Here is a 20,143-nt window from a genome sequence, read left to right as displayed (position 1 = left end):
AAGTGCAGCGCTGTGTTGTAGGAGCGGCGTAAGCCGCGAAGCTCGCATCCCATGAGAGCCTGGAATGGCTGCAATCAGAAGGTGTGTCTGCTTCGCGGCTGACGCCGCTCCTACAAAGCTGTGGGGTGTCAGGCTATGGGGACGGCCCCTGCCGAGCATGGCTCGGCACTACATGGGATTGCTGGGAAAGCCCCTGCCGAGCATCGCTCGCCACTACTGCTCGTTGGCGTAGGGGTCGGCAATGCCCAGGTCGGCCAGGATCTCGCGTTCCAGCTGTTCCATGGCCTCAGCTTCCTTGTCGTCCTCGTGATCCCAGCCGAGTAGATGCAGCACGCCGTGCACGGTGAGGTGGGCGTAATGGGCGTTGAGCGCCTTGTCCTGTTCCTCAGCCTCGCGGGCAACCACCGGGGCGCAGATCACCAGGTCGCCCAGCAAGGGGAACTTCACTCCCTTGGGCAGGCCTTCGGGCAGCTCGGCTGGAAAGCTGAGTACGTTGGTGGCGTAGTCCTTACCCCGGTAATGGCGGTTCAGTGACTGGCCTTCCTTGGCGTCGACCACGCGGATGGCTAGGTCGGCCTCGCGGATGCGGCCTTTCAGGGCAGCAGCCACCCAGCGACGGAAGCTCACCGCTGCCGGCAGGCCGGCGCGGGGCAGGGCGTAGCTGACGGCTACATCAAGGCGGACAGGGCCCTTGGTCATTCGCTTGCTCCGGGTTTGACCTGCTGCAGATCGCGGCGGTCATAGGCGCTGACGATACGGGCCACCAAGGGGTGGCGCACCACGTCGCGCGATTCAAAGAAGGTGAAGCTGACTCCGTCCACGCCGCGCAGCACCTCGATGGCGTCGCGCAGGCCGGATTTGACATGCTTAGGCAGGTCGGTTTGGGTCAGGTCGCCGGTGACCACCGCGGTTGAGCCGAAGCCCAGGCGGGTCAGGAACATCTTCATCTGTTCGATCGTGGTGTTCTGTGCTTCGTCCAGGATCACGAAGGCGTCATTGAGCGTGCGGCCGCGCATGTAGGCCAGCGGAGCGATCTCGATGACATTCTTCTCAAGCAGCTTGGCCACTTTTTCCACGCCCAGCATTTCGTACAGGGCGTCGTATAGCGGGCGCAGGTAGGGGTCGACCTTCTGGGTCAGGTCGCCGGGCAGGAAGCCCAGCTTCTCGCCTGCTTCCACTGCCGGGCGCACGAGGATCAAGCGTTGCACGCGCGATTCATTCAGTGCGTCCACGGCCATCGCCACCGCCAGGAAGGTCTTGCCGGTACCGGCCGGGCCGATGCCGAAGCTGATGTCGTGGGTGGCAATCTGGTGCAGATAGCTGGCCTGGTTGAGGCCGCGGCCACGCACGGTGCCGCGCTTGACCTTGATCGCTACTTCCTGCGCTTCATAGGCCTGCTCGGTCACGTGATCGACATTGGCGCGGTTCAGCCGCAGGTGGATGGCGTGGCTGTCGAAGACGGCTTCGGCTGCTTCCACATAAAGGGCCTTGAGCAGCTTTTCCGCTTCCAGTGCGGTCTTGCCGGGGCCGCTGACGCGGAAGACATTGCCGCGGTTGGCAATTTCAACGCCCAGCTTGAGTTCGACCTGGCGCAGATGCTCGTCGAACGGCCCGGCCAGATTGGCCAGCCGTTCGTTATCAATCGGGTCGAGAGTGAAGTCGCGATGCGTGGTGGTGGTCATTTTCACTGACAGTTGCTGGCCGGCGAAGCCGTGCCTTGGACCTTGGAAGGGTACCCCTGCGGCTGACGGACCACCAGCGCGGCAGATAGTGGTCCGGGTTCTCCACAGCCGATGTGGATGTGGCGTGGGCCAAGCTGTGGATATCCCTGTCCAGCCCTTGCGGCATAAGCCTCTTGGCGGGGTGGTTAAAAAACCGCCACATTTGACGATTTATGGGTAACAAGTTGTCCACATTTTTTGTGGATCGATTCGGGATGAACATGTGGATAACCGAGCGCAGCCCAATAACGACGGGCTTTGGGTCGGTGTGGCGAATAAATGACCGTAGCCGCCGGGCAACAGCCAGAACGGGCGGCGGAGGCTTTTCCCCTCTCCCGCTAGCGGGAGAGGGGCAGCTTGCGAACCACTGGTTCGCTGCCCATCGAACGAGCTTGCGCCAGCGCAAGGGCCGGGGCGCGGAGCGGAGGGCGCGCCTGCTTCGGACCAGCGAAGTTCGGTCTCAACCCTCGCAGCCCATTTTTCCGCAAGAAGCGGGTCCACTAACCAAGCCCTGCAATCGGGAGTCAGGCAACCTCAATCCTGCGTAACCACCCGCCCACGCAACGAATTGCTGAAGGCCTCAGTGATCAGTACATCCACAAACTGGCCGATCAGCCGTGAACTGGCCGGGAAGTTCACCGAACGCATGTTCTCGGTCTTGCCAGTCAGCTCGTTCGGGTCCTTGCGAGACGGGCCCTCGACCAGCACGGTCTGCACCGTGCCAACCATGTTCGTCGAGATGCCGGCGGCGTGCTCGTTGATCTGTGCCTGCAGCCGTGACAGCCGGGCGTGCTTGTCGGCATCGCTGGTGGTGTCTTCCAGGTCGGCGGCCGGGGTGCCGGGGCGGCGCGAATAGATGAAGGAGAAGCTCTGGTCGAAGCCCACGTCCTCGATCAGCTTCATGGTCTTCTCGAAATCGGCATCGGTTTCGCCGGGGAAACCGACGATGAAGTCTGAGCTGATCGAGATGTCCGGGCGAACCGCGCGCAGTTTGCGGATCTTGGACTTGAACTCCAGCGCGGTATAGCCGCGCTTCATCGCGCTGAGCACGCGGTCGCTGCCGGCCTGTACCGGCAGGTGCAGGTAGTTGGCCAGTTTCGGCACGTCGCGGTAGGCGTCCACCAGCGAGTCGCTGAATTCCAATGGGTGGGAAGTGGTGAAGCGGATGCGGCCGATGCCGTCGATTTCGGCAAGGGTGCGGATCAGCAGGCCAAGGTCGGCAATCTCGCCGTCGCCGTAGGGGCCACGGTAGGCGTTGACGTTCTGGCCAAGCAGGTTGATCTCGCGCACGCCTTGATCGGCGAGCTGGGCGCATTCGACCAGCACGTCCTCGAACGGGCGGCTGACCTCGGTGCCACGGGTATACGGCACCACGCAGAACGAACAGTACTTGGAGCAGCCTTCCATGATCGAAACGAAGGCCGACGGGCCTTCGGCGCGCGGCTCGGGCATGCGGTCGAACTTCTCGATCTCGGGGAAGCTGATGTCCACCTGCGGCTTGTTCTGCTCGCGGCGGGCGCGGATCAGCTCCGGCAGGCGGTGCAGGGTCTGCGGGCCGAACACCAGGTCCACGTAGGGCGCACGTTTGACGATGGCTTCGCCTTCCTGCGAGGCCACGCAGCCGCCGACGCCAATGATGACGTCGCGGCCATTAGCCTTGAGCGCCTTCCAGCGGCCGAGCTGGCTGAACACTTTCTCCTGGGCCTTTTCGCGGATGGAACAGGTGTTGACCAGCACCACGTCGGCTTCTTCGGGATTGTCGGTCAGCTCCAGCCCTTCGGATGCGGCGAGCACGTCGGCCATCTTGGTCGAGTCGTACTCGTTCATCTGGCAACCGTGGGTCTTGATGTAGAGCTTGCCGCGCGCGCCGCCGGCAACCGTCGGCCGCTGGCCGGGCAGGGGAATCAGTTCGGGTGTGGTCATTTCAACAGTAGGCACGGCGGAGCCGGCCGTGATCGGCAGGGGAGTTGCTGGCGTCCCGGGCATGGCGCTTATTCCAGACGGGTGGGCGGGCACGCAGCCGCTGGGGCTGCATTCGTAGCCGGCTATTGTATCGGTCTGCCGGGCAAAGCACGAAAGGCGCTGCGTCAAATACTTGGCAAGCCCCGGCGAAGCTGGGAGACTCGCGCCCATGAAGGGGATTTTGGGGATCACCGGCATTCTCGCAGCTGCATTGGTCGCTTCGCCGGCCAGTGCCGGCACGCTGTACAAGTGTGTTGGCAGCGATGGAGTGCCCAATTACGTCAGCAAACGCGTCAGTGGCGCGAGCTGCAGCGTGGTCAGCAATTACCGGCCGACTCGCGAGGCGCCGCGCTATGTGCCGCCGACCCCGGCGCCCGTTGCCGCCCCGGCTGCGGCTCCCGCGAGCCAGGCCAATGACAGTTCGACGGCGGTCGCTGCCCAGACCGCCCCCACCGCAGTGCCGCCCACGCCGGCGCCTGCGCCTGCTACAGGACGGGCGCAGCGGGTGATCAGTGGGCAGGTCTATTCTTATATGAAGGACGGAGTGCGCCACTACACCAGCAGCCGGCCGGCCCAGGTGGCCAACATCGGCGCGGTGCGCACCATCCAATACAGTTATATCGAGCGTTGCTTTGCCTGTGGCGTGAACTCCAGGGTCAATTTCGGCTCGGTGCGACTGAACACCCAGGCCTACAGCACCGAGATCGCTTCGGCCGCGCGCGAGTTCGGTGTCGAGGAGGCGGTGGTGCGGGCCATCATCCACGCCGAGTCGGCCTTCAACCCGACCGCGCTCAGCCGCGCCGGAGCGCAGGGCTTGATGCAGCTGATGCCGCCGACCGCACGTCGCTTCGGCGTCTCGGACTCGTATGACGCCGGCCAGAACATCCGCGGTGGCGTGCAATACCTGTCGTGGTTGCTGCGTCGTTTCAATGGCAACCTGACCTTGGCCGCAGCAGGCTACAACGCCGGCGAAGGTGCGGTGGACCGCCATGGCGGTGTACCTCCTTACAAGGAAACCCAGTACTACGTGCAGCGCGTCGCACAGTTGGCCGACCGCTACCGTGGCGAGCTGGCCACGCGCCAGTAGACTGTCCCCGAATGATTCTGTTGCAGCAGGCCGTGACAAATTTCGCGGACTGGTGTTTGATCGCGTTGTGTCAGCGTTAAGCGTTCCGCTACACTCCGGAACGATTCGATTCAGAGCGGGATGGCCCCCACCAGACCGCTGGCAGCCTCTAGCTACCTAATCATTATCGGAGTGCCGGATGGCAAACGATGGGGTAAATGATCCAGTCAACACCGGACGTCGGCGGTTTTTGACAGCGACCACAGCTGTGGTCGGGGCAGTCGGTGTTGGTTTCGCCGCAGTTCCTTTCATCAAGTCGTGGAATCCCAGCGCCCGTGCCAAGTTGGCCGGTGCCCCGGTGACTGCCGATATCAGCGCTTTGCAGGAAGGCCAACGGCTGATCCTGGAATGGCGTGGCCAGCCGATCTGGATCGTCAAACGTTCCAAGGCCATCCTGCAGGCATTGCCTACCCTGGATGCGCGCCTTAAAGATCCGGAGTCCGGCAACAAGGACCAGCAGCCGGATTACGTGCTCAAGGGCAATCCCGAATTCCGCTCGATCAAGCCGGATGTATCCGTGCTGGTAGGTCTGTGTACCCATCTTGGCTGCTCGCCGGAGATGGTTGCCGAGATCCGCCCCGAGCCCTACGACGCGCAGTGGAAGGGCGGCTATTTCTGCCCCTGCCACAAGTCGCGTTTCGACATGTCCGGGCGCGTGTTCCAGGACGTGCCGGCGCCGATCAACCTGCTGGTGCCGCCGCACCATTATGTGGATGACAACACCCTTGTCATTGGCGTTGATCCGCAGGGAGCAGCCTGATCATGGCCGACAATATTCTTACCCGCACCGTCAGCGGCGTGGCCGACTGGGTCAATGAGCGCGCGCCTGGCCTGATGCCGGTGTACCGCAAACACATCAGCGAGTACTACGCGCCGAAGAACTTCAACTTCTGGTACTACTTCGGCTCGTTGGCGATGGTGATCCTGGTCAACCAGATCGTCACCGGCATCTTCCTGACGATGCATTTCAAGCCCAGCGCAGCCGAGGCGTTCGCCTCGGTCGAATACATCATGCGCGACGTGGAGTGGGGCTGGCTGATCCGCTACATGCACAGCACCGGCGCCTCGCTGTTCTTCATCGTGGTCTACCTGCACATGTTCCGTGGACTGATGTACGGCAGTTACAAGAAGCCGCGCGAGCTGGTGTGGATCCTGGGCATGCTGATCTACCTGGTGCTGATGGCCGAAGCCTTCATGGGCTACGTGCTGCCTTGGGGGCAGATGTCGTTCTGGGGTGCCAAGGTCATCATCTCGCTGTTCGGTGCCATCCCGGTGATCGGCAATGGCCTGACCGAATGGATCATGGGTGACTACCTGCCCGGCGATGCCACGCTTAACCGTTTCTTTGCCTTGCACGTGATTGCGATGCCGCTGGTGCTGCTGTTGCTGGTGGTGCTGCACCTGGGCGCATTGCACGAGGTGGGTTCCAACAACCCTGACGGTGTGGAGATCAAGAAGGGGCCGAAGGGTAATCGCTGGTCGCCGACCGCGCCGACCGATGGCATACCGTTCCACCCGTACTACACGGTCAAGGATCTGTTCGGAGTCTGCTTCCTGCTCACCTTGGCGGCTTTCATCATCTTCTTCGCGCCGGTATTCGGTGGCTTGTTCCTCGAGCATGACAATTTCACCGAGGCCAACCGACTGGTGACCCCAGAGCACATCAAGCCGGTCTGGTATTACACGCCGTACTACGCGATGTTGCGGGTGATCCCGAACAAGCTCGGTGGTGTGATGGTGATGTTCTCTGCCATTGCCATCCTGTTTCTGGTGCCGTGGCTGGACAAGGCCAAGGTCAAGTCGGTCCGTTACCGCGGGCCGATCTCCAAGGTGATGCTGGGCATCCTGGTGGTGTGCTTCGTGTGGTTGGGCGTGATTGGTTCCGGCCCGGGCACGGCAATCTGGGAAACCTGGGTGGGCCGCGTGCTGACCTTCCTGTACTTTGGTTTCTTCATCACCATGCCGCTGTGGACGAAGATCGACAGCAGCAAGCAGGTACCGGACCGGGTGACGACGCATGACTGACAAATGGATTGTGCGGTTGGCGATGGCTGCCGCGATGATGTTCTGTGTCCCGGCGTTTGCCTCCGGTGGCGGTAAGCTGATGCAGGCCGGCAATGATCTGGGCGATCGTGCATCGCTGCAGCGTGGTGCGCAGGCCTACATGAGCTACTGCTCGGGCTGTCATTCGCTGAAGTACCTGCGTTATTCGCGCATTGGCGAAGACCTCGGTCTGACCGAGCAGCAGGTGATGGATAACCTGAATTTCACCGGTGCCGCCTACGGCGAGCAGATCCAGGTAGCGATGCCGCACGATGAGGCGACCAAGTGGTTCGGCAAGATGCCGCCGGACCTGAGCCTGATTTCGCGGGTGCGTGGTAGCGATTGGGTCTACAGCTATCTCAAATCGTTCTATGTGGACGAGTCGCGGCCGTTGGGCTGGAACAACAGCGTGTTTCCGAATGCCTCAATGCCCAACCCATTGTGGGAGCTGCAGGGCATGCAGCATGCGATTCACGGCAAGGCTGAGCAGGAAGGATTGGAGCCGCCGGTAGTTGGGCTCACATTGGCCCAGCCGGGCAAGGTGGACCCGCGCAGCTACGACCAGACCGTGCGTGACATCACCAATTTCCTGGAATATGCCGGTGAGCCGGCTGCGTTGAAGCGGCAGAGCCTGGGCGTCTGGGTGGTGTTGTTCCTGGTCCTGCTTACCTTCCTGGCCTATCTGGTCAAGACCGAGTACTGGAAAGACGTGCATTGAGCTGGGTGCAAGCCGGGGATTGTGCGCAGAGGCCTTGGCAACTGCGCCTGTGGCTTGGCACACTCGGGTAACCGTGGTCACCGTCGGCAATGTGCTGGCGGGGCCGTAAGGTTGGCGGAATCCGACCGATGGAGAGCCTTTGATGGCGGCGAGTGTGCGTATGCGTAATACCCTGACCTTGTTCTCTGCAAACGACGATGCCCTGTGTCATCGGGTGCGGCTGGTACTGGCGGCCAAGGGCGTGACTTACGATCTGGTGCCGGTCGACGCGCAGAATCCGCCGGAAGATCTGATCGATCTGAATCCGTATCACTCCGTGCCGACCTTGGTTGAGCGTGAGTTGGTGCTGTATGCGGCTTCGGTGGTGAGTGAGTATCTGGACGAACGCTATCCGCACCCGCCGTTGATGCCGGTTGACCCCTTGTCGCGCGCACGGCTGCGTCTGGCGATGCTGCGCATCGAACATGACTGGGTGCCGCAGGTGCAGGCCATTCAGATGGGCAACAAGACCCAGGCTGAGGCTGGCCGCAAGCGCTTGAAGGAGCTGGTCGCGCAGTCGGTGCCTTTGTTCAAGGCCTCCAAGTTCTTCCTCAACCCGGAAATGAGCCTGGCTGACTGCGCGATTGCGCCGATCATCTGGCGGCTGGAATCCTTGGGCGTTGCGCTGCCCAAGGATGGCAAGGCGATCGAAGATTATGGCAATCGCTTTTTCCGCCATCCGGCCTTCGTTCGTAGCCTGACCGATCAGGAAAAGAAGCTGCGCGAACTGCCGGGCTGAGCAGTCCCCGGCTGTATCCGAACTTATCGATCACCGCCGCAAGGCGGTGATCGCGCTTCAATGCCGCGTACACTTGTGCAATGACTGAAGAAACTTTCCGGATGAGCAGCCATCGCCCGTATCTGTTGCGGGCGTTGGTCGAGTGGATCAATGACAACGGCATGACGCCGCACGTGATGGTCGATGCCGGGGTTCCCGGCGTGCAGGTGCCGAGCAGTGCGGTCAAGGAAGAGCGGGTGGTGCTCAATATTGCCGAGCGCGCGGTTGTTGGCCTGCATATCGACAATGACGCGGTGAGCTTCACTGCGCGCTTCTCCGGAACCAGTTTCCCGGTGTACGTGCCGATCTCGGCCATTCTTGCTGTCTATGCGCGCGAGACCGGGCAGGGCATGGCCTTGCCGGATGACATTCCGGGCACCGAGACCACGCCGGATGACGACGATACGCCGCCGACCGATCCGCCAGAGCGTCCGCAGCCTACGGCAAAGCGTCCGTTCCTGCGGGTAGTCAAATAATTCCGCCGCCGCCGCACGGCGGCGGTTTTGCTTGCGGGCTTTGGGTAGAGCCGAGCCATGCTCGGCTGGGGCTTTTTAATCGGTGCCGGAAGGCTGTTGTGGGAGCGGCGTCAGCCGCGAAGCTGGTGTTCTGTCAGGTTGCTGGCATGTCCGCATGCTTATGGGGCATGGGCTTCGCGGCTTACGCCGCTCCTACAAATGTATGCAGCATCAGGAACGTATCGGTAAGGCCTCTGCCGAGCATGGCTCGGCACTACCGGGTCGGGTTTGTTGGTAAGGCTTCTGCCGAGCATGGCTCGGCACTACGGTGGATCAGATGTCTTCTGCTTCTTCGGTGCTTTTGCGCAGGCGGCCGATCTGGGCGGCAGCGGGGCCGCTGAACGAGATCAGTTCGCGGCCGCGCAACACCATGCGGCCGGTGTGGCGATCCTGGCCGTCGTAGGAATAGTCGAAACGGAAGCTGCGCTCGAAGCCCAGCCAGCCGTTGGGCAGGCGGCACAGGCGCAGGCCGGTGCTGTGCACGCTCTGGTCCAGCCATTGCACGTCGGCGGCGCGGCAGGCATTGCGGCCGAGTTCGGTGGCGCGGTCGGCAGCAGCGCGGGAGCGGTCCCAGAACGCAAAACCAATCGCGCCGACAATCATCAGGATAAGAAGGGTAGGCATGCGAGCACTTTAGGCGATCTGCTCATCCATGCGCAGCCCTCTGTTTGCTGTTGATGCCCGCGCGTCAGCAGGCCTCAGTGAGTGACCGGTGTTGGAATCGGTTCGTCCGGTGGTGGTGGCAAGGGTGCGGTCGAATTGAATGCCGGTGCCGGGTTGGTTGCGGTCAGTTTCAATAATGCGGCCCAGTCCTGCCGGTTGAGGTTGCACTCTTCCTCTTGACCCGGCGAGCAGCGCTGCTCAACTGCCCAGCTTTGCGCCTGCGCAACATTGGCTTTGGGCAGCTCGAGCAGGCCGGTACGGTCAAGCATGAGCTTGCGCATCACCACCGAATTGGCGACGTTGCCGCCGACCAGATAAAGCGTGCGATCGCCGCCCATGTTTGCGCTGACCACGATCTCGCAATGTGACTTCCAGTTGCCGGCGCGGCCGCTGCCCAGTGCCTGGATAAGCCCAGCGTAGTTCAAGGTGCTGCTGCGGTCGCGCAGGAAGCAGAGCATGTCGCCGGGAGCCGGTTTCTCGTTGGCCGGGTCGGCCAGGCGATACGGCATGCCGTTGCTGCCGCCTTGATAGGCGGCGCGGATGTAGTCGATATGGCGCGGCGAGCGGGTGAAGCCGGGCACGGCAGCACGTGTCATCACCCAGGAGATGAAGGCGGCTGACCACGGGTTGTCGATCAGGAACGCGCGGCAGTCGCTATCGGTGAAACGATTGCCTGCAGGTTGCGCGCAGCTGCTGGCACCGGCAATGGCGCCCATCGGGCCAAGCGTGCCGCTGTCGCGCCAATAGCCGACGACGCGCTGCCAGGCGATCAGGCCGTTATCGGCCAGATGCTCGTTCTCGGCCTCGGTAACGCCGAGACTGGCAATGCGGCCATCGCGGTCGATGAAGGGTCGATACCATAGGCGGTGTTCACCGCAGGCCGTCGCGACGATGGCCTTGGCGGTCTCGCTCAGGCCATAGCGCGGCGGCACATCACAGGCTTCGGCTGCCATCGCCGGCAAGGCGGGTAGCAGCAGGGTCAGACCGCACAGCAGGAATCGATATGCCACAGCGGGCTCCGCGAGGGATGTTGGGGGAGTGTTGCAGCCGGGGCCGTGTGCATGCTGTGAGTCAATGCGGTGGCGGGCCCAGTTTCAGCGACAGATCGATGGCTTGCACATGTTTGGTCAGCCCGCCGATGGAAACGCAATCCACGCCGTCTTCGGCGATGGCGCGCAGCGTGGTCATGTCGACGCTGCCGGAGACTTCCAGTGGAATCCGCCCTGCAGTGATGCGCACCGCATCGCGGCGCATCGCCGCGCTGAAGTCGTCGATAAGGATGCGTTCGCAACCAGCGGCCAAGGCCTCTTGCAGCTGCTGCAGGTCTTCTACTTCCACTACCAGGGGAAGATTGGGTTGCTGCACGCGTGCGGCGTGCACGGCGGCAGTCAATGAGCCGGCGGCGCGGATGTGGTTCTCTTTCAGCATCACCGTATCGAACAGGCCGATGCGGTGGTTGTCGCCGCCGCCGCAGCGCACCGCGTACTTCTGCGCCAGGCGTAGGCCGGGCAGGGTTTTGCGGGTGTCGAGGATGCGCGCCTTGGTGCCTGCCACCGCCGCGACGTAGCGCGCGGTGATGGTGGCGGTGCCGGACAGGGTCTGCAGGAAGTTGAGCGAGGTGCGCTCGGCGCTGACCAGGCTGCGGCTGCGCCCGCTCAGGGTTGCCAGCACCGTGCCGGCGCTGACGTGGTCGCCTTCCAACACCCGCCAATCGATCCGGACCTGCGGGTCCAGTGCACGATGGGCGGCGTCGAACCAAGGCCTGCCGGCGATCACTGCATCCTGCTTGCACAGCAGGTAGGCGACATCGGCGGCATCGGGCAACAGCGCGGCGGTGACGTCGCCGCTGCCGATGTCCTCGGCCAGGGCGCGGGCGACATCGGCGTCAATCTGTTCCTGCGGCGGGGCCAGCGGCGGGTGCGGCAGCATTATTTGGCCGGGAAATCGGTGATCTGGGCAGTGGCGATGGCTTCATCGGCCAGCAGCACCGGGATGCCGTCATCGACGCGGAACACTTGCTTGCGGTCACCGCTGATCAGGGCTTCGCGCAGCGGTTGGGCCTGCGGGCTGCCGTCGGCGCGGGTCACGCCGCCGTTGCTGATGGCGCGGTTGAGGGCGTCCAGGCCGGCGCTTTCCAGCAGGAACAGCGGCTGGCGGGTGTCGGGGGAGACGAGCAGGTCGAGCAGTTTGCGGTCCATCAGTTCGTGGTCTTGCGGGGAAGACGGCTAGAATACGTCTTTGCAGCAGGTGACGGCCAATGACCCCCAACCACCCCGCGCCGCTAGTCGGCATCGTGATGGGTTCCCGCTCAGACTGGGAAACCATGCAGCACGCCGCCCAAAAGCTTGATGCTTTGGGCGTTCCGTATGAAGTGAAGGTAGTTTCAGCGCACCGGACCCCGGATGTTTTGTTCAGCTATGCCGAGCAGGCGGGCCCGCGTGGCCTGCGCGCGATCATCGGCGGTGCCGGCGGTGCGGCGCACCTGCCGGGCATGCTGGCTGCCAAGACCGCCGTGCCGGTGCTGGGCGTGCCGGTGCAGTCCAAGGCGCTCAACGGCATGGATTCGCTGCTGTCGATCGTGCAGATGCCAGCTGGCATCCCGGTGGCGACCTTTGCCATCGGCAATGCAGGTGCTTCCAATGCAGCCCTGTTCGCCGCGGCAATGCTGGCTGCCGAGCAGCCGCAGATCGGTGCTGCGCTGGAAGCCTTCCGCGCGCGCCAGACCGAAGATGTGATGGCTGCGGACGATCCGCGCCAATGATCACGGTTGGCATTCTGGGCGGCGGGCAGCTGGCCCGCATGATGGCGCTGGCGAGTGCTCCGCTGGGCCTGCGTTTCGTGGTGTTCGATCCGGCTGCCGATGCTTGTGCAGGGCAGGTGGCGCCGTTGCAGGTGGGCAACTTCGATGACACCGAGGCGCTGGCTGAGTTCGCGGCCAAGGTCGATGTGATCACCTTCGATTTCGAAAACGTGCCCGCCGCCAGTGCGCATTGGCTGGCCGAGCGCAAGCCGGTGTTTCCGAATCCGGCTGCGCTGGCGGTGGCGCAGGATAGGCTCAGCGAAAAGACCTTGTTCCAGGAACTGGGCATCGCGTTGCCGGCGTTTGCCGATATCCGCAGCCGCGATGAGCTGGCTGCCAAAGCTGCCGAGTTCGGTATGCCGTGCATCCTCAAGACGCGGCGGCTGGGCTATGACGGCAAGGGCCAGTTCCGCATCCGCGATGCAGCGGATATCGATACGGCATGGCAGACGCTGGGCGCACAGGTCGACAAGACCGGGCTGATCCTCGAAGGCTTTGTGGCATTTGAGCGGGAAATCAGTGTGGTGGCCGTGCGCGGTCGCGACGGTGAGTTCCGCGCTTGGCCGCTGACTGCCAACTGGCATGTCGACGGTGTGCTGTCGGCCAGTCTGGCGCCGGCGGTGCTGTCTACAGAGCAGCAGGCCACGGCGATTGCCTATGCGCGCCGTGTTGCCGAGCGCTTGGACTACGTTGGCGTATTCGCGCTGGAGCTGTTCTGTCGAGGCGATGCGCTGTTGGCCAACGAGATGGCGCCGCGCGTGCACAATTCGGGCCATTGGACCAGCGACGGTGCTGAAACCTCGCAGTTCGAGAACCACCTCCGCGCCGTGCTTGGCATGCCTTTGGGCGATACCCGCATGCTGGGCCACGCCTGCATGCTGAATTGGCTGGGGCAGATGCCCGATGCCAAGCCTGTACTGGCTGAAGCTGCTGGTCACTGGCACGACTACGGCAAGCAGGCCCGTGAAGGACGCAAGGTCGGCCATGCCAACCTGCGTGATGACGCTCCGGCCGCTCTGGCTGACGCCCTGCTGCGCGTTGGCGAGGCCTTGGGTCGCCAGGAGCAGGTTGCGCCGGTGGTGGAAACACTGCGTCGCGATGGCATGACGGCGAGCTAATCATTGCCGGAGTAAGGTTCTCCAGTCCCAACTGGAGAACCTCCCATGCTCGACTGGAATGATTACCGCCGTGAGTTGAAGGGTCGTATCGGCGAGCTCGGCAAGCTCTCGCCGGATACGCTGAAGGGCTATATCACCTTGAGCGGTGCTGGCGCGCAGACCAATCATCTGGACGGCAAGACCCGCGAGTTGATCGCGTTGGCGGTGGCGGTGACCACCCGTTGCGATGGCTGCATCACCACCCATGTCGACGCTGCCTTGAAGCAGGGTGCCAGTCGCGAGGAAATCGCCGAGGCGCTGGGTGTGGCGGTGGCGCTCAATGCAGGCGCGGCGCTGGTGTATTCGGCACGTGTGCTGGATGCGGTGGCTGCGCACGAGTGAAGTGTTCGGTGCTTCTGGCTCACTCAGAGAATTTCAAATCACCATTCCCGCGCAGGCGGTAATCGCCGTGGGAGTGGCCTGGGAATTTTCAGGTCGTCATTCCCGCGAAGGTGGGAATCGCTGAGGGAGTAGCCTGGGAATTTTCAGGTCGTCATTCCCGCGTAGGCGGGAATCGCTCTGGCTTCTGCGCTTTTGCTTCTACGGCCACCGCTGCGCGCGGTTGCTCCAGCCTACAAGTAGTTCAGAGTCTGAAGCAGGGGCAGGGGCGATTCCCGCCTGCGCGGGAATGACGGCTTAGAGCCAAAGCCAAATCGGTACAGGCATCCTGTGGCGGCAGAATGCGCTCCCGCCATTCACCCTCAGCGTAGCTGCGCCGCAACAAAATCCCAGTTCACCAGTTTCCAGAACGCCTGCAGAAAGCGTGCGCGATCACTCTGGTAGTCGCTGTAATACGCGTGTTCCCACACATCGCAGACCAGCAAGGGTGTGCTGGTGCCGGTCAGCGGTGTGTTCGCATGGCGGGTGCTGACGATGGCCAGCTTGCCGTCCGGGTGCTGCACCAGCCAGGTCCAGCCAGAGCCAAGCACTGCCAAGGCTGCACGATTGAACTCCTCACGCAGCTTCTGCACGTCGCCGAACTGCCGATTTATGTGCTCGGCCAGCAGCCCGTGCGGGTCGCCGCCGGCACGCGGGTGCAGGCATTGCCAGAAGAAGTCGTGGTTCCATGCCTGCGCCGCTGCCAGGAACAGGCTGCCCTGGCTGTTGCGCACGATCTCCTCCAGCGGCAGCTCGTCCAGCTCGGTGCCGGCGATGCGCGCATTGACCGTATCCACATAGCCGCGATGGTGTCTGCCGTAATGCAGGTCCAGGGTTTCTGCGGAAATGTGCGGTTGCAGCGCGGTACGGGCGTAGGGCAATTCAGGCTGTTGGACGGGCATTGGAGATTCTTTTCGGGGCAGGGCGACGGGAGTTGGCCGGCTCGGCTTACAATGGTCAACCACGGGAAAGTCTATCCGACCAGGACGGGCCGTTCTTTCGCAGTAGGGAGAATTCGAATGCCGGTGATGGAACAAATCCAGGCTGAGGTGGAGCAACATCCCCTTGTCCTGTTCATGAAGGGTACGCCGCAGTACCCGATGTGCGGCTTTTCCAGCCGCGCGGTGCAGGCGCTGACGGCCGCCGGGGCAATCAATCTGCGCACGGTCAATCTGCTTGAGTTCCCGGAGGTGCGGGCAAATCTGCCGCGCTACTCGAACCTGGCCACCTTCCCGCAGTTCTTCATGCACGGCGAGTTGATTGGCGGCTGCGACATCATTCTGGAGCTGCTGGAGTCCGGGGAGCTGAAGAGTATTGTTGCCGAGGCCGGGCAAGCGTGAGTGCCCAACCTCGGGGGAGCGAGGGCGCCGATCTTGCCGATCGGGTAATTCTAATAGCCGGCGCTGCGGGCGGTTTGGGCGCAGCGGCGACCCGGGCCTGTACCGAGGCGGGCGCGACGGTGGTGATGCTGGGCCGCAAGGTGGCCAAGCTCAATCGCGTCTATGACAGTGCGGCGCAGCTCGGCCCCGAGCCAATGCTGTATCCGCTGGATCTGGAGGGCGCCAGCCCCGATGACTACGCGGCCTTGGCTGAACGGCTGGAGTCCGAGCTCGGGCGGCTGGACGGCGTGCTGCATTGCGCGGCAGATTTTGCCGGGCTGACCCCGTTTGCTTCCGGTGATCCTGCAGCCTTCGCCCGGGCGATCCACGTCAATCTGACCGCCCGTGCCTGGTTGACCCAGGCTTGCCTGCCCTTGCTGCGGCAGCGCGAGGACGCGGCGGTGGTGTTCGCGCTGGATGATCCGCGGCGGGTCGGGCAAGCCTATTGGGGCGGTTACGGGGTAGCCCAGTATGGGCTGCGCGGGCTGATCGAGAGCCTGGGCCACGAGCTGCGCAATGGCCCGGTTCGGGTCTGCGGCATGCAGCCGGGGCCAATGCGCACCGGGCTGCGGGCGCGCGCATTCACCCATGAGGAGGATGCGGCACCGGTGGATCCGGCCAATTACGCCGCAGCCAGCGTGCAGCTGCTTGCTGCCAGCGGGGCGCAGTGGCGTGGAAAGGTGCTGGATCTGGCTCCGTGACCATCCTTTCAGCGGCGCTGCTGCTGTTTCTGATCCTGGACCCGCTGGGTAACATCCCGGTATTCCTCAGCCTGCTCAAACCGTTGACGCCCCGGCGGCAGCGGGTGGTGCTGGTGCGTGAGCTGCTGATAGCACTGGCGGTGCTGATGGCCTTTCTATGGGGCGGCAAGTACGCGCTGGAGCTGATGCATCTGCGTCAGGAGTCGGTGGCCATTGCCGGCGGCATCGTGCTGTTCCTGATTGGTATCCGCATGATCTTCCCGCGCCCGGAGGGCCTGATGGGTGCGGTGCCGGACGGTGAGCCCTTCATCGTGCCGATGGCGATCCCGCTGGTAGCCGGGCCTTCGGGCATGGCGGCGGTGATGCTGATGGGTAGCAATGAACCAGAACGGCTGGGCGATTGGAGCCTGGCCTTGCTGTTGGCCTGGGGTGGGACAGCGGCGATCCTGATGTCGGCAACCCTGCTGTACAAGCTGCTGGGGGCCCGCGCGCTGACCGCGCTGGAGCGCTTGATGGGCATGCTATTGGTCGCAATTTCGGTACAGATGCTGCTGGATGGTCTGGGGACCTATCTGGCGTCAATCCGCTAACTGATTGATCTGCCGTAGGGGAAACTGCTGCAGCGCAATACCGCTGTCTTCTTGCAGTCATAAATTGTCATTACCGTGTTAACCTTATCTTAACCGTTGCGGCTGAAACCGCCTCGGAAGGGACCCCCAGATTCAAGACGATCAGGCGCTCGGTTGACCCCGGGGCTGATGGATCGCGTTTTTTCTCAATCGCCAACTCGTTTCGAGGCTACCCACCTATGAATCACCCGCGTATCAAGATGTCCAAGCTTGCACTTGGTCTTGTCGTTGCACTTGCGGCTGCACCGGCTTTCGCACAGAGCACCTCTGCCGGCGTCGGCGGTCAGGTCATGAACAACGGCGGCCAGCCGGTTGCTGGTGCTGAAGTCACCATCACTCACGTCGAGTCGGGCACGGTCAGCCGTGCGACCACCGATGCGGCTGGTCGTTACAACGCCCGCGGTCTGCGCGTGGGTGGTCCGTACACCATCACCATCACCAAGCCCGGTGAAGGCACCAAGACCGAAGATGGCGTCTATCTGGGCGTGAACCAGACCGGCACCATCAATGCCCAGCTGACTGGTGACCTGGCAGCTACCAACCTGGAAGCGATCCAGGTCATGGCCGTCGGCGGTGGCTCGGAAGTTTTCAGCTCCACCAAGATGGGTTCGGGTACCAACCTGAGCCAGGTGCAGATGGAAGCGCTGCCGTCGATCGGTGGCAACATCCAGGACTACATGCGTCTTGACCCGCGTGTGGCTTTCGTTGACCGCGCTTCGGGTGCGATCTCGGCCGGTGGCCTGAACCCGCGTTACAACTCGATCAACATCGACGGCGTGTCGGCCAGCGATACGTTTGGTCTGGAAGGCAACAACATGACCACCCGGCGTCAGCCGGTGTCGATGGAAGCCATCGAAGCGCTGGACATCAACCTGTCCAACTACGACGTGTCCATCGCCAGCGCTGCCGGTGCAACCGTCAACGCCGTGACCAAGTCCGGTACCAACGAATTCCACGGTTCGGTGTACGGCACCTACCGTGATGGCGACTGGTTTGGCAACAACCCGGACGGCAAGAAGTTCAACGGCTTCACCGAAGAAAAGACCTACGGCGCCACCTTCGGCGGCCCGATCCTCAAGGATCGCCTGTTCTTCTTCGCCAACTACGAGAAGTTCAAGCAGGCCGCTCCGGGTGCCGACATCGGCAGCAGCGTGCTGGGCAAGGCGACGGCCAAGTACGGCATGGCTGAAGTTGCCAAGGCGCAGCAGATTGCCAAGGACGTCTACGGTATCGATGCCGGTGGCCTTTCCAGCAATGGTGATACCGAGCTGGAAGAGTACGCGCTGAAGATCGACTGGAACATCAACGACGATCACCGCGCCAGCGTCCGCTACAGCAAGTTGGACCAGAGCAAGCTGCGCATCAACGGCATGGGCAGCAGCAGCCAGGCCTCGCTGAGCTCGTACTGGTACCAGCAGAACAAGACGGTCGAGAGCTATGTCGGTCAGTTGTTCAGCGATTGGAGCGACAACTTCTCCACCGAGTTCAAGGTCTCGTACCGCGATTTCGCCTCCGAGCGCGTAGTGCCGACCAACGCACCGAGCATCGCCATCTACTTCGACGGCACCCAGTCGCGCCCGACCGGCGATGTGCTGTTCATGGGTACCGAAACCAACTCGCAGGGCAACATCCTGCAGACCAAGACCTGGAACTACTCCGGTTCGGGTAGCTACATCCTCGGTGACCATACCCTGAAGTTCGGCGTCGATTACAGCGACAACGACATCTACAACCTGTTTGGTCGCGCCAGCTGGGGTGTTTACACATTCCTCGGTCTGGACAACTTCGCCAAGGGTAACTGGGCGAATTACCAGTACAACAAGGAGCGTGCTCCGGGTTCGATCGCGGCCAGCTACAAGAACAGCAACCTCGGTCTGTTCGTGCAGGATACCTGGTACGTCAACAACAACCTGACCCTGACCCTGGGCCTGCGTGGCGATCGCCCGGAAGTCAGCCCGTCGCCGCAGTACAACGCACCGGCGGAAGCCTACTTTGGCTATAACAACAGCAAGGTGTTCGGTAGTGGTTTCCTGATTCAGCCGCGCGCTGGTTTCAACTACACCTTCGATTCGGACCGTCCGACCCAGCTGCGTGGTGGTGTTGGCCTGTTCCAGGGTGATGCACCGCAGGTGTGGATCAGCAACAGCTTCTCCAACACCGGCTACAACTACGATTCGTACAACATCAACAACAACAACCTTACTACCCCGCCGTTCAACTTCAGCCCAGATGGCAGCAACCAGCCGATCCCGGGCGCGACTCCTGCGGCCCAGGGCGTGAGCTTCGTCGGCAAGGACTTCAAGCTGCCGTCGCTGTACAAGGCGAACCTTGCGTTCGACCATGAACTGCCGTGGTATGGCATCGTGGCCTCGGCCGAAGTGCTGGTCACCAAGACCAAGGATGGCCTGTACTACAAGTCCTTGAACATCGGCAAGGTGGTGGATGGCGAACTGGTGCCGTCCTTCATCGGTCCAGATGGCCGCGACATGTACTGGAACCCGGCCAAGAGCGTCAATGGCGCTTGGATCGCGGACGACAACCGCGCTGGTCGCAATAAGGCCTACAGCGACGTCTTCCTGATCGACAACACCGACAAGGGTCGCACCAGTCAGTTCACCGTCTCGCTGAGCAAGCCGTTCACCGAAGGCAGTGATTGGTCCTGGAGCCTGGGCTACACCTACACCGACGCCACTGAAGTGGGTTCGCTGACCAGCTCCACCGCCAGCTCGGGTTGGGGTAACCAGTATTCCTTCAACGTCAACTCGAACACGGAGACCACCTCGCGTTACGAGATCAAGGACCGTGTGTCCGGTTCGTTGGACTGGAAGCACAAGTTCTTCGGTGACTACCAGACCCGCGTCGGCTTGGTGTACGAAGGCCGCAGTGGCCGTCCGTACAGCTACATCTTCAACGGCGATGCCAATGGTGATGGCCGTAGCTCCAACGACCTGTTCTACGTGCCGAAGGGTCCGGGTGACGTGCTGTTCGGTGCCTTCGACACCAAGACCGGCGTGTTCAAGGCCGACCCGAAGCTGGAGCAGCAGTTCTTCGCCTGGTTGGCAGAGAACCCGCAGCTGGCCAAGTACGCTGGCAGCTATGCGCCGGCCAACGGTTTCCGTACCGGCTGGATCAACACCTTCGACATCCGCGTGTCGCAGGAACTGCCGGGCTTCATGAAGGGCCACAAGTCGGAAATCTGGCTTGACGTGCAGAACGTTGGCAACATGCTGAACAAGAAGTGGGGTCAGATCTACGACTACGGCTTCTATGCAAATGCCCGCGGTGCCAACCTGGCCGGCATGGTCGACGGCAAGTATGTGTACGACAAGCTGTACAACGACAAGCCGACCGCCGCCAACGCGGACGCCGATGGTTTCAACCAGGGTGTCTCGCAGTGGTCGCTGCAGCTGGGCTTCCGCTACCAGTTCTGATCGTCTGATTGATCGGATGTAAACCGAAAACGGCCGGGGCAACCCGGCCGTTTTCTTTTTAATGGGGGGAGCGCTAAAGTCGATCGCCAAAGAGGAAGGAGCA

Annotated in this window: 21 protein-coding genes; 13 read left to right on the top strand and 8 right to left on the bottom strand. The window is 62.6% G+C overall.

What is annotated here, in order from left to right; all coding sequences use genetic code 11:
- Positions 1-213 precede the first annotated feature (213 nt).
- From ybeY to miaB, 3 genes are all read right to left on the bottom strand, one after another.
- Positions 214-699: an rRNA maturation RNase YbeY gene (gene ybeY, locus ACVOLZ_RS07330; protein WP_313493664.1), complete on the bottom strand. Its 486-nt coding sequence runs from the start codon at positions 697-699 to the stop codon at positions 214-216.
- Entirely contained in the window at positions 696-1,682 is a 987-nt protein-coding gene (locus ACVOLZ_RS07325; protein ID WP_481515598.1) for a PhoH family protein, read from the bottom strand. Before ACVOLZ_RS07325 ends, ybeY begins: the two co-directional genes overlap by 4 nt.
- Positions 1,683-2,255: 573 nt before the next feature.
- Positions 2,256-3,707 (bottom strand): tRNA (N6-isopentenyl adenosine(37)-C2)-methylthiotransferase MiaB, encoded by a 1,452-nt coding sequence (miaB, locus tag ACVOLZ_RS07320; protein ID WP_481515597.1) that lies wholly within the window; start codon positions 3,705-3,707, stop codon positions 2,256-2,258.
- Positions 3,708-3,852: 145 nt separating this feature from the next.
- On the opposite strand from miaB, the gene ACVOLZ_RS07315 reads away from it, so the two are divergent.
- From ACVOLZ_RS07315 to ACVOLZ_RS07290, 6 genes are all read left to right on the top strand, one after another.
- Entirely contained in the window at positions 3,853-4,770 is a 918-nt protein-coding gene (locus tag ACVOLZ_RS07315) for a lytic transglycosylase domain-containing protein (protein WP_481515596.1), read from the top strand.
- 178 nt (positions 4,771-4,948) lie between these two features.
- The gene (petA, locus tag ACVOLZ_RS07310; RefSeq protein WP_481515595.1) at positions 4,949-5,569 is read left to right on the top strand and encodes a ubiquinol-cytochrome c reductase iron-sulfur subunit; all 621 of its coding nucleotides are present in this window, start codon (positions 4,949-4,951) and stop codon (positions 5,567-5,569) included.
- A gap of 2 nt (positions 5,570-5,571) precedes the next feature.
- Positions 5,572-6,834, top strand: a complete 1,263-nt coding sequence (locus ACVOLZ_RS07305; protein ID WP_481515594.1) for a cytochrome b — start codon at positions 5,572-5,574, stop codon at positions 6,832-6,834.
- Positions 6,827-7,570 (top strand): cytochrome c1, encoded by a 744-nt coding sequence (locus ACVOLZ_RS07300; RefSeq protein WP_481515593.1) that lies wholly within the window; start codon positions 6,827-6,829, stop codon positions 7,568-7,570. Before ACVOLZ_RS07305 ends, ACVOLZ_RS07300 begins: the two co-directional genes overlap by 8 nt.
- A 142-nt stretch (positions 7,571-7,712) precedes the next feature.
- Positions 7,713-8,348: a glutathione S-transferase N-terminal domain-containing protein gene (locus tag ACVOLZ_RS07295; RefSeq protein WP_296253894.1), complete on the top strand. Its 636-nt coding sequence runs from the start codon at positions 7,713-7,715 to the stop codon at positions 8,346-8,348.
- An 80-nt stretch (positions 8,349-8,428) separates the two neighbouring features.
- On the top strand, positions 8,429-8,863 hold the full coding sequence (locus tag ACVOLZ_RS07290) for a ClpXP protease specificity-enhancing factor (RefSeq protein WP_481515592.1): 435 nt from the start codon (positions 8,429-8,431) through the stop codon (positions 8,861-8,863).
- Between the two features lie 312 nt (positions 8,864-9,175).
- On the opposite strand, the gene ACVOLZ_RS07285 is transcribed toward ACVOLZ_RS07290, so the two are convergent.
- The 4 genes from ACVOLZ_RS07285 to ACVOLZ_RS07270 all read right to left on the bottom strand — a co-directional run bounded on the left by ACVOLZ_RS07285 (position 9,176) and on the right by ACVOLZ_RS07270 (position 11,763).
- Positions 9,176-9,526, bottom strand: coding sequence for a DUF3301 domain-containing protein (locus ACVOLZ_RS07285; RefSeq protein ID WP_062166374.1), 351 nt, complete (start codon positions 9,524-9,526; stop codon positions 9,176-9,178).
- Positions 9,527-9,600: 74 nt separating this feature from the next.
- Entirely contained in the window at positions 9,601-10,518 is a 918-nt protein-coding gene (locus ACVOLZ_RS07280; RefSeq protein ID WP_481515640.1) for a DUF2272 domain-containing protein, read from the bottom strand.
- A 118-nt stretch (positions 10,519-10,636) separates the two neighbouring features.
- Positions 10,637-11,494 carry a carboxylating nicotinate-nucleotide diphosphorylase gene (gene nadC / locus ACVOLZ_RS07275; protein WP_481515591.1) on the bottom strand — a complete coding sequence of 286 codons (858 nt, stop codon included), beginning with the start codon at positions 11,492-11,494 and terminating at the stop codon, positions 10,637-10,639.
- Entirely contained in the window at positions 11,494-11,763 is a 270-nt protein-coding gene (locus ACVOLZ_RS07270) for a Trm112 family protein (RefSeq protein ID WP_481515590.1), read from the bottom strand. The genes nadC and ACVOLZ_RS07270 overlap by 1 nt, the downstream gene beginning before the upstream one ends.
- A 59-nt stretch (positions 11,764-11,822) precedes the next feature.
- Here ACVOLZ_RS07270 and purE point away from each other — a divergent pair, with 59 nt between their 5' ends.
- The 3 genes from purE to ACVOLZ_RS07255 are packed head-to-tail and all read left to right on the top strand — an operon-like array spanning position 11,823 to position 13,864.
- Complete coding sequence (gene purE, locus ACVOLZ_RS07265) at positions 11,823-12,326, top strand: 5-(carboxyamino)imidazole ribonucleotide mutase (protein WP_057629361.1); 504 nt, start codon at positions 11,823-11,825, stop codon at positions 12,324-12,326.
- Positions 12,323-13,483 (top strand): 5-(carboxyamino)imidazole ribonucleotide synthase, encoded by a 1,161-nt coding sequence (locus ACVOLZ_RS07260; protein ID WP_481515589.1) that lies wholly within the window; start codon positions 12,323-12,325, stop codon positions 13,481-13,483. The genes purE and ACVOLZ_RS07260 overlap by 4 nt, the downstream gene beginning before the upstream one ends.
- A gap of 45 nt (positions 13,484-13,528) precedes the next feature.
- Complete coding sequence (locus ACVOLZ_RS07255) at positions 13,529-13,864, top strand: carboxymuconolactone decarboxylase family protein (RefSeq protein ID WP_282267792.1); 336 nt, start codon at positions 13,529-13,531, stop codon at positions 13,862-13,864.
- Positions 13,865-14,223: 359 nt separating this feature from the next.
- Here the strand turns inward: ACVOLZ_RS07255 and ACVOLZ_RS07250 are convergent, their stop codons facing one another.
- Positions 14,224-14,802: a superoxide dismutase gene (locus ACVOLZ_RS07250; protein ID WP_481515588.1), complete on the bottom strand. Its 579-nt coding sequence runs from the start codon at positions 14,800-14,802 to the stop codon at positions 14,224-14,226.
- Between the two features lie 117 nt (positions 14,803-14,919).
- Here ACVOLZ_RS07250 and grxD point away from each other — a divergent pair, with 117 nt between their 5' ends.
- The 4 genes from grxD to ACVOLZ_RS07230 all read left to right on the top strand — a co-directional run bounded on the left by grxD (position 14,920) and on the right by ACVOLZ_RS07230 (position 20,040).
- On the top strand, positions 14,920-15,240 hold the full coding sequence (gene grxD, locus ACVOLZ_RS07245) for a Grx4 family monothiol glutaredoxin (RefSeq protein WP_481512478.1): 321 nt from the start codon (positions 14,920-14,922) through the stop codon (positions 15,238-15,240).
- The gene (locus ACVOLZ_RS07240) at positions 15,237-15,980 is read left to right on the top strand and encodes an SDR family NAD(P)-dependent oxidoreductase (RefSeq protein ID WP_481515587.1); all 744 of its coding nucleotides are present in this window, start codon (positions 15,237-15,239) and stop codon (positions 15,978-15,980) included. The genes grxD and ACVOLZ_RS07240 overlap by 4 nt, the downstream gene beginning before the upstream one ends.
- Complete coding sequence (locus ACVOLZ_RS07235) at positions 15,977-16,570, top strand: YhgN family NAAT transporter (protein ID WP_481512480.1); 594 nt, start codon at positions 15,977-15,979, stop codon at positions 16,568-16,570. The genes ACVOLZ_RS07240 and ACVOLZ_RS07235 overlap by 4 nt, the downstream gene beginning before the upstream one ends.
- Before the next feature lie 239 nt (positions 16,571-16,809).
- Positions 16,810-20,040, top strand: coding sequence for a TonB-dependent receptor (locus ACVOLZ_RS07230; RefSeq protein WP_481515586.1), 3,231 nt, complete (start codon positions 16,810-16,812; stop codon positions 20,038-20,040).
- Positions 20,041-20,143 lie beyond the last annotated feature (103 nt).

Source organism: Stenotrophomonas sp. STEN020 (genome assembly GCF_056760195.1).
The sequence above is the reverse complement of the archived record's forward strand: the minus strand, read 5'-3'. Positions and strand labels throughout refer to the sequence as shown.